Raw genomic sequence first — 9,459 nt, forward strand, 5'->3', positions numbered from 1 at the left:
CACAGCGAATCGACGTGAAAACCGGTCGAAACACCACAATGATCATATACTAGGGTCGGAAAACGAGCCTTCAGCGAGTTTTCCGGGGAGGGCGACGTGGCAGCTAAATCGAACCTTCTACCTCTAACACCCCGAGGCCCCACCGGCAAACTTTCTCCATTGTCGGCCAGCTTTCCAAGCTGGAACCGCAAACGGTGGACACTCCTCCCGGTGGACGCGGTTATTCTCTCCGCGACGATCAACTGCATCGCACGCTAACGGCTTGGAAAGCCGTGCGACAATGGGTGCATCACGCCGCAACGGAACAACACCATTTTTCAATTTACAATTGTCAATTTAACCTTTTCAATGCTTACGAAAGTCTTGACGACTTCCGCTACCGAATTCACCCGCCCAGCGAAGCCCGGGAGCGAAACTTGCCAAAAGTTTCGGGGGCATATGCCATGAAACGAAGGGCTTGACGACTTCCGTTACGCTAAAATAGCACTACCAATACTCACGCCACGATTTCGCCCCGCCATTCCCACCGATCTCATGACTTCATCGCATTTTTTGGCCCAACGCTCCAGCGCCCAATACGCGGCCGACGTCGCCCGTCGCACTTTCTTGACCCAATCGTTTGCCGGAATCGGTAGTCTCGCCCTGGCATCATTGACAGGTTCCCATGCCTCGGCTGCGGAAAAAACCGCGAGCGCACGAGGGGCTGATTCGGTTCCCTGGCCAGCCCTTCCGGGATTACCGCATTTTGCTCCTAAAGCCAAACGGATCGTCCATCTCTGCATGGCGGGCGGCCCATCGCACGTCGAATCGCTCGATCCCAAACCGGCACTCGACCGCATCGACGGACAACCGTTTCCGAGTTCGTTCACACAAGGCCAACAACTTGCCCAATTGCAGGGATCTGAACTGAAAGCACGAAAGTCGTTTGTCAAGTTCAAGAAATGGGGCGAGTCCGGACTGGAGATGTCCGAGCTGTTTCCGCACACCGGCGCGATGGCGGACGATTTGTGTGTGATCCGCAGCATGACGACCGAACAAATCAATCACGACACCGCTCATGCCTTCATGAACACCGGCTCGATCATTAAAGGTCGCCCCTGTATGGGATCGTGGTTGCTTTACGGATTGGGCGCCGAAACCGAAAACCTGCCCGGCTACGTCGTGATGACGTCGTCCGGCCCCGGGGCGCAACCGGTCTCGGCACGGCAATGGAGCGCCGGGATCTTGCCAAGCCGCTACCAAGGCATTGCCTTTCAAGCAAGTGGATCGCCGGTGCACTATATCGGCAACCCCGACGGTGTGTGCCAATCGACTCAGCGGCAAGTGATTGACGAAGTGCAACGATTAAACGCCATGCTCGCCGAACGGTACGTCGATCCCGAGATCGACACACGGATCTCGCAGTACGAGATGGCCTTCAAAATGCAAACCGCCGTGCCGGAGCTGACTGACATGTCGACCGAAACGCAAGACACACTCGATGCCTATGGCGTCCAGCGTCCTGGCGACGGCTCCTACGCATCCAATTGTCTACTGGCCCGACGACTGCTCGAACGAGGCGTCCGCTTTGTCCAGCTGTACCATCGCGGCTGGGATCATCACAGCAATCTAGAGAAAAACTTTCCGATCTCTGCCCGCGACACCGACCGTCCCACCGCGGCGTTGTTGGCCGACCTGAAACGTAGCGGTCTGCTCGAAGACACGTTGGTGCTGTGGGGCGGCGAGTTTGGGCGTACGCCGATGGCACAGGGCAGCGGACGCGACCATCACATCAACGCCTTTAGCGTCTGGATGGCTGGCGGCGGCGTGAAACCTGGCATGGCCTACGGCGCGACCGACGAACTCGGTTACAACTCGGTCGACAACATCGTCACCGTTCATGACCTGCACACGACGCTGCTGCATCTGTTCGGCATTGATCACGAACGTTTGACCGCACGTTTTCAAGGTCTCGATTTGCGGTTGACCGGAGTGGAACCTAGCCGCGTTGTCAAAGAAATCATCGCATAGTTCTTTTTTCTCACCCGCGAGAAACGTCCACGGCGGCATCCAGCTTGAAACGCTGCCCCAACATTACCGAACAATCGAGTTAACTCTTAAATTATGAATTTCCAACGAACCTTTTTCGTCCTCGCGACGCTGAGCATCCTGGGTCACGGATTTGTCACCACCGCGGTCGCGGATGCGGCGGAACCAGCGACCTTGGTCAGCACGTCCAAGACGCCGGCGATCCCCGAACAGGTGACGTTCAACGCTCATATTCGCCCGATCATGTCCAACACCTGCTTTGCGTGTCATGGGCCCGACGCAGAAGAAAACCCCAGCGGGTACCGCATCGATTCGTTCGCCGCCGCCACCGGTGTGTTGCCATCGGACGACGAAGCCGTCGGCATCAAGCCCGGTGACCCGATGCACAGCGAGACGTTTTTGCGGATCATTGACGAAGGCAATGGCGAACAGATGCCGCCCCCTGAGTTCCGCCATCGTTTGACCGATTACGACAAAGCTCTGTTTCGCAGGTGGATCGAACAAGGTGCGAAATACGAAGAACATTGGTCGTACGCGCCGATCGTTCGCCCCGACGTTCCTGTGGTCAATACGTTCGCCGACAAGGTGTACAACCCCATCGACGCCTTCGTTCTAGCACGGCTCGAAGCCGAAGGGATCTCGCCCAGCGGGATCGCCGACAAACGCACGCTGCTCCGCCGCTTGAGTCTGGATTTGACCGGATTGCCACCAACACCCGCCGAGCTGAAATCGTTCTTAGACGACACCTCGGCCGATGCCTACGAGCGGCAAGTCGAACGATTGTTATCGTCAAAACATTTTGGCGAACGGATGGCCAGCTTCTGGTTAGACCTCGTTCGTTTTGCGGATACCGTCGGTTTCCACGGAGACCAAAATCAACGTGTCGCTCCCTACCGTGACTACGTGATCGATTCATTTAATTCGAACAAGCCCTTCGATCTCTTCACACGCGAACAATTGGCGGGCGACTTGCTTGACGATCCAACGCCACAGCAATTGGCCGCGACCGGTTTGCTGCGACTGAACATGGTCACTCGCGAAGGAGGCGCGCAACCCGAAGAATACTTGGCGAAATCCAAAGCCGACCGCGTGCGGATGATGGGCACCGCGTTCCTAGGCAGCACGCTGGCGTGTTGCGAATGCCACAATCACAAATACGATCCCTTCTCGGCACATGATTTCTATTCGCTCGGCGCCTTCTTTGACGATATCCGCCAATGGGGCGTCTATGCCGACTACGGATACACACCTAATCCTGATCTGCGAGGCTTTAACAATGACTATCCGTTTCCACCCGAGATTCGCATCGAAAGCGAAGCGGCACGAAACGAGATCAAGTTTTTGCAAGCGGAACGCGACCGAGAACTCTATTCCGAACTGGCGGATTCCGTGTTGCCAGATGCGGAATACACAAAATGGACACAGTCGCTCGCACAAACACTGAAAACCAACCCCTCGGGATGGATCGTTGCCGACGTGGTGGATGCAGTCGCCAGCGGCAAGACCAAGCCGACGCTGAAAGACGACCAATCGGTTCTATTGACGGGACCGGCCAACAAGTCCGAGCAAATCACGCTGGACACGAAACTCGACGATGCCGTGCTGGTCAATTCGATCCGCGTGCAAGTGTTGCCCGATGCGGCCCACGGCAACCGCGTCGGCCGCAGTGATGAGGGACGTTTTTCGTTGAGCGTTTCAGTCAACCTCGATCGTGGTACCGCCGAACCGCAACAACCCATCGCCGTTACCCCTCGCTTTGTGCGAATCGAGTTACCAGGAAAAAACAAGATCCTGTCGCTCGCCGAAGTCCAAGTGTTTACCAAAGACGCCGACGGAGAACTGCAAAATATCGCGGTCAAAGGCAAAGCTCGCCACTCGGCCAACTACAAATCGGGCGACGCGTCACTTGCGATCGACGGCAACACCGATGGCCATTATTACAACGCTCAATCGGTCACCCATACCAATCCAGGCAACGATCCATGGTGGGAAGTCGATCTCGGCGCGGCACAGAAAATTGAAAAAATTGTCATCTGGAACCGCACCGACTCCGCCGAGTACGCGAAACGCTTGAGCCGTTATCAAGTTAAATTGCTGGATGATCAACGCAGCGAATTGGTATCGTTTTCTCCGGCCACCCCCGATCCGTCCGTCGAAATCGCCGTTCCAAACGAAGTGGTTGCGGACACTCGCGAAGCGATCGAAATTGCTTGGGGCGAAGCGGACCGCAAAAATCCCAAGCGTTACACCAGTGGCGAGGAACCGCTCGTGTTAGAAGACGTGTGGCGAAGTGGTCCGGCAGCGTGGCAGTTGCCTGCGAACGAAACCGAGTACCCGCACACCGCCGTTTACCATTTCGCCGCCCCCGTATGGATCACGCCGAACGATCGATTGCAAACGACGCTGCACAGTGGTGATGTCGGACGCGTGCGGATTTCGGTGACTCCGGTCGCACACGCCATTGCGGGCTGGGACGCCGCAACGCCCGAATTGCGATCGGCGCTGCAAACGGCTGCGTCCAAGCGTAGCGAGCAGCAAAACGCACAGCTCGTCAGTGCATTCCATCGCTCGACGGTCCCCTATGCACAACAGCGATCGAGCAGCCATTTTTATCGCGACCAGATTCTGCAGCAGCATTCTGCGATGGCGATGTCGCTATGCGTCCAATCGGTTCCGGCAGACCGGATTCCCGAAAGCCGCGTTTTGCCACGAGGCAATTGGCAAGACAAAACGGGCGAGCTGGCGCCACCGGCAACGCCCCACTTTTTGCCTAAACCCAAAATCGACAGCGAGCGACGGCTAACTCGCCTCGATCTGGCCAACTGGGTCACCTCGCCCGACAATCCGTTGACTTCACGACACGTCGTCAATCGCACATGGAAACAATTTTTTGGCACCGGGCTCTCAGGCAAGCTCGACGATCTAGGCAGCCAAGGTGAATGGCCGAGTCATCCGTTGTTATTGGATTGGATGGCAGCGGAGTTCATCGAGAGCGGATGGGACTTAAAGCATCTAGTCCGTGGAATCGTCAACAGTCACACCTACCAGCAAACCGCTGCTCAGCGACCGGATCTGAGCGAACGTGATCCGTACAACCGGTTGTTGGCGAGCCAATCGCCGCGGCGACTCGAAGCCGAAGTGATTCGCGACAACGCGTTGGCGATCGCCGGACTGCTCGTCACCGATTTCGTGGGCGGTTCCAGCGTGTATCCTTACCAACCGGACGGGCACTATTCAAATTTGCAGTTTCCGAATCGCCGCTATGAAGCCAGCCGTGATTCGCGTCAATATCGCCGCGGCGTGTATATGCATTGGCAGCGTACGTTCTTGCATCCGATGCTGGTCAATTTTGATGCTCCATCGCGAGACGAATGCACTGCCGATCGCCCGCTTTCCAACAGTCCGCAACAAGCGCTGACGTTATTGAACGATCCGTCGTTTGCCGAAGCGTCGCACGCGATGGCGGATCGGTTGTTAGCGGATCACGAAGACGGCACGTTCGATGATTGGCTGGACTCAGCCTTTGTGGTCGCGTTATCGCGGCACCCCAGTGACGAGGAACGAGCGGCACTGCGTGGATTGTATGACCGGCAATTAGCTTACTATCAATCCAACGCCGAAGAGGCGAAGAAGTACATCGCGGTCGGTCGCACGTCGGCAACAAAATCCAAAGCCGAGGAAAGTCAGATCGCGGCGTTCGGACAAGTCTGCCGCGTGATCTTGAATCTGCACGAAACGATCACCCGTTTCTAACCGGCTACGTGCCCGTAGCGAAACTCGCGAAGAGTTTCGGCACCATTGTCGGCCAGCTTTCCAAGCTGGATCCGCCACCGACATCACCCGCCCAGCGCAGCAGGGAGGGTCGGAAAACGAGCCTTCAGCGAGTTTTCCGGGGAGGGCAACGTGGCAGCTAAATCGAACCATCTATCTCTAACACACCGAGGCCCCACCGGTAAACTTTCTCCATTGTCGGCCAGCTTTCCAAGCTGGAACCGCAAACGGTGAACGATCGTCTCCCTGGACGAGGTTACTTTTGTCGCGACGACAAAATCCGCTGCACGCCATCGGCTTGGAAAGCCGAGCGACAATGCACGCACCCTCATTTTTCAATTTACAATTGTCAATTTAACTTTTTCAATTTCTTCCACCAACTTCACCCGCCCCGTAGCGGAACTTGTCAAAAGTTTCGTCCCGACCGACGCACCAACGAAAGTCTCGACGACTTCCGCTACCGAACTTACCCGCCCGGCGCAGCAGGGAGGGTCGGAAAACGAGCCTTCAGCGAGTTTTCCGGGGAGGGCAACGTGGCAGCTAAATTGATCGTTCTATCTCTAACACACCGAGGCCCCACCCAGAGCTTGCTCCGCTCGCTCTGACCTCCCCAAAACAAGTTTCGGGGAGGTGAAACGCTAACGGCGTCACGTACCCGTAGCGAAACTTGTCAAAAGTTTCGGCTCCATTGTCGGCCAGCTTTCCAAGCTGGATCCGCAAACGGTGGACACTCCTCCCGGTGGACGCGGTTATTCTCTCCGTGACGATCAACTGCATCGCACGCTAACGGCTTGGAAAGCCGTGCGACAATGGGTGCATCACGCCGCAACGGAACAACACCATTTTTCAATTTACAATTGTCAATTTAACCTTTTCAATGCTTACGAAAGTCTTGACGACTTCCGCTACCGATAGCCCCCTGATTTCACGCCGCTTCGATCGTCGGTACGGCGATCTCGCCGAGGATCTCTTCGACGATTTTTTCCGCCGTCACTTTGCGTAATCGACTTTCGGGACGGACGATCAAGCGGTGATTCATCACCGGTGCGACGATGCGTTTGACATCATCCGGCAAGACAAACGCTCGTCCCCGGATCGCCGCCATCGCCTGCGAACAACGGAACAATGCGATCGTCGCTCGCGGGCTGCCGCCGAGCGCCAAATCCTCGTGTAAACGTGTTTGATGCACGATCTGCAGCAAGTATTGGCGGACGCGAGGATCGACATGGATCCGCTTGATCTCCTGCTGTGCCTGCACCAATTCTTCGGCTGCCGCTACCGGCTTTAACCCGTCCACCGGATGCGCCCCCTGCAGCATCTCTAACATCCGAAACTCTTCGTCCATCGAAGGATACCCCAGCGAAAATCGCATCATGAAGCGATCCAACTGCGCTTCGGGCAGCGGAAACGTCCCCTCGTGATCGACCGGGTTCTGAGTCGCGATGACCAGGAACGGCGGCTTCAGCGAATGGGTCGTCCCATCGACGGTCACGCACGACTCCGCCATCGCCTCCAGCAGCGATGCCTGCGTACGCGGCGTGGCCCGGTTGATCTCGTCCGCCAACAGAATCTGAGTGAAAACGGGGCCAGGCCGAAACTCGAACTCGGCCGTTTTTTGATTAAAGATCGACGTGCCGGTCACATCCGACGGCAGCAAGTCGGGGGTGCACTGAACCCGTTTAAAACGGCAGCCGACGCTGCGGGCCAACGCTCGAGCAAGCATCGTTTTGGCGACCCCCGGCACGTCTTCCAACAAGATATGCCCCCCGCTCAGCCATGCGACCAACGACAGCACGCACTGTTTACGTTTGCCCACGATCGCCAGCTCGACGTTGCCGATGATCCGCTTGGCCAGCTCTCCCACCGCCGCAGCGGCAGCCGGCGAGGTAGCAGCGGCAGCTGGCGAGGTAGCTGGTCGATTCGAAGGAGTCGTCACAGGTGGTTTTGGCGGAGAAGGACTCACAAGCAGCCTATTCAGAACGACGCAAATGGAAGCCGCCAGCGGATTAAAATGGCACCGGCATCAAAGTTGCTAAGCTATAATAGTGTACTCGCCTGGCTGCCCGTTTGGCAGTGCCCCGTAGGCTCGTAGGACGGAAGGGATCCTACAATCAGAGGACGTTCTAATTATGATTGTGCCCAACCTGCTCGTGACGGATGATGATTCGGCATTTCGACGTGTCGTCTGCGAGGGACTCGTGCGCCGAGGTTTCCAGGTCAGCGAAGCGAGCGACGGCGACGAAGCGTTGGACGTGATCCGCAACCGACGAGTCCACTTGGCCTTGGTCGACGTCCACATGCCACGCGTCACGGGACTCGATTTGATGCGGCAACTCGTCGACACCCCCGACCGTCCCGCCTGCGTGCTGATGTCCGCGGAATTGGACGAGCAGATCCGCCGCGAAGCCGAATCGATGCAGGCCTACCAAGTGCTCAGCAAGCCAATCCGGCTGAACCAGCTATGTGACGTCGTCATAGGCGCCCTGATCGACGTCTACGGCTGGTCCCCCAGCAAACCACGCTAGGGAACCCGCCCCGTAGCGGAACTTGTCAAAAGTTTCGGCACCGCTCGGCGGACGCCATTGTCGGCCAGCTTTCCAAGCTGGAACCGCTAACGTTGAAGGCCCCATTGTCAGAGCAAGCGTCTCTTTCGCTCTGGCGTCTAACCCCGACGCACGCAATCAGCTTGGAAAGCCGAGCGACAATGCTTCCCCGTAGCGAAACTCGCGAAAAGTTTCGGTATTATCGACATCCCCATGCCCCCTGCGGCACGTGTTAGCAAACCGAATTATTGAAAAGGTTAAATTGACAATTGAAAATTGTAAATTGAAAGTCAAACACTTTTCAGCCACGGACGTGGCGGCAGCATGTAGCCTTGGGCGTAAGCCCAAGGAATGCGGTCAAACCGAATTCGCAAAGCCCCGGCAGGGGCGACAGCAAACTCACCCGTAGCGACACTCGTCAAGAGTTTCGGCACCATTGTCGGCCAGCTTTCCAAGCGGGAACCGCTAACGCTAAACACACCATTGTCAGAGCAAGCGTCTCTCTCGCTCTGGCGCCTAACCCCTGACGCACGCCAACGGCTTGGAAAGCCGAGCGACAATGCTTCCCCGTAGCGAAACTCGCGAAAAGTTTCGGTATTATCGACATCCCCATGCCCCCTGCGGCACGTGTTAGCAAACCGAATTATTGAAAAGGTAAAATTGACAATTGAAAATTGTAAATTGAAAGTCTAACACTTTTCAGCCAAGGACGTGGCGGCAGCATGTAGCCTTGGGCGTAAGCCCAAGGAATGCGGTCAAACCGAATTCGCAAAGCCCCGGCAGGGGCGACAGCAAACTCACCCGTAGCGACACTCGTCAAGAGTTTCGGAAACCTCGGCGGACGCCATTGTCGGCCAGCTTTCTAAGCTGGAACCGCTAGCGTTGAAGGCCCCATTGTCAGTACAAGCGTCTCTCTCGCTCTGGCGTCTAACCCCGACGCACGCCAACGGCTTGGAAAGCCGAGCGACAATGCTTCCCGTAGCGGAACTTGTCAAAAGTTTCGAAACCGCACGGATACACCGCCAACGAAAGTCTTGACGACTTCCGCTACCGATGTCACCCGCCCAGCGAAGCTGGGAGCGACCGTGTTAAAATTCGGCAATAGCCGCTTATCAAA

Annotated in this window: 5 protein-coding genes; 3 read left to right on the plus strand and 2 right to left on the minus strand. The window is 56.7% G+C overall.

The window, feature by feature from the left end; translation table 11 throughout:
• Nucleotides 1–534 precede the first annotated feature (534 nt).
• Together ABD971_RS28505 and ABD971_RS28510 are read left to right on the plus strand one after the other, a co-directional pair.
• Nucleotides 535–2,010, plus strand: a complete 1,476-nt coding sequence (locus tag ABD971_RS28505; RefSeq protein WP_345327138.1) for a DUF1501 domain-containing protein — start codon at nucleotides 535–537, stop codon at nucleotides 2,008–2,010.
• A gap of 93 nt (nucleotides 2,011–2,103) precedes the next feature.
• Nucleotides 2,104–5,781 (plus strand): DUF1553 domain-containing protein, encoded by a 3,678-nt coding sequence (locus ABD971_RS28510; protein WP_345327139.1) that lies wholly within the window; start codon nucleotides 2,104–2,106, stop codon nucleotides 5,779–5,781.
• Nucleotides 5,782–6,724: 943 nt separating this feature from the next.
• On the opposite strand, the gene ABD971_RS28515 is transcribed toward ABD971_RS28510, so the two are convergent.
• Entirely contained in the window at nucleotides 6,725–7,735 is a 1,011-nt protein-coding gene (locus ABD971_RS28515) for an AAA family ATPase (RefSeq protein ID WP_425571385.1), read from the minus strand.
• Nucleotides 7,736–7,928: 193 nt separating this feature from the next.
• Between ABD971_RS28515 and ABD971_RS28520 the strand changes: the two genes are divergently transcribed.
• On the plus strand, nucleotides 7,929–8,324 hold the full coding sequence (locus tag ABD971_RS28520) for a response regulator (protein WP_339946515.1): 396 nt from the start codon (nucleotides 7,929–7,931) through the stop codon (nucleotides 8,322–8,324).
• Nucleotides 8,325–8,632: 308 nt separating this feature from the next.
• Here ABD971_RS28520 and ABD971_RS28525 read toward each other — a convergent pair whose 3' ends face one another.
• Nucleotides 8,633–8,779, minus strand: a complete 147-nt coding sequence (locus ABD971_RS28525; RefSeq protein WP_345327140.1) for a hypothetical protein — start codon at nucleotides 8,777–8,779, stop codon at nucleotides 8,633–8,635.
• Between the last annotated feature and the right edge of the window lie 680 nt (nucleotides 8,780–9,459).

This window comes from Novipirellula rosea, assembly GCF_039541335.1.
Taxonomy (GTDB): domain Bacteria; phylum Planctomycetota; class Planctomycetia; order Pirellulales; family Pirellulaceae; genus Novipirellula; species Novipirellula rosea.

Coding starts and splice junctions, on each gene's coding strand:
- ABD971_RS28505 (WP_345327138.1), top strand. CDS start 535: ATGACTTCATCGCATTTTTTGGCCCAACGCTCCAGCGCCCAATACGCG.
- ABD971_RS28510 (WP_345327139.1), top strand. CDS start 2,104: ATGAATTTCCAACGAACCTTTTTCGTCCTCGCGACGCTGAGCATCCTG.
- ABD971_RS28520 (WP_339946515.1), top strand. CDS start 7,929: ATGATTGTGCCCAACCTGCTCGTGACGGATGATGATTCGGCATTTCGA.
- ABD971_RS28525 (WP_345327140.1), bottom strand. CDS start 8,779: ATGGTGCCGAAACTCTTGACGAGTGTCGCTACGGGTGAGTTTGCTGTC.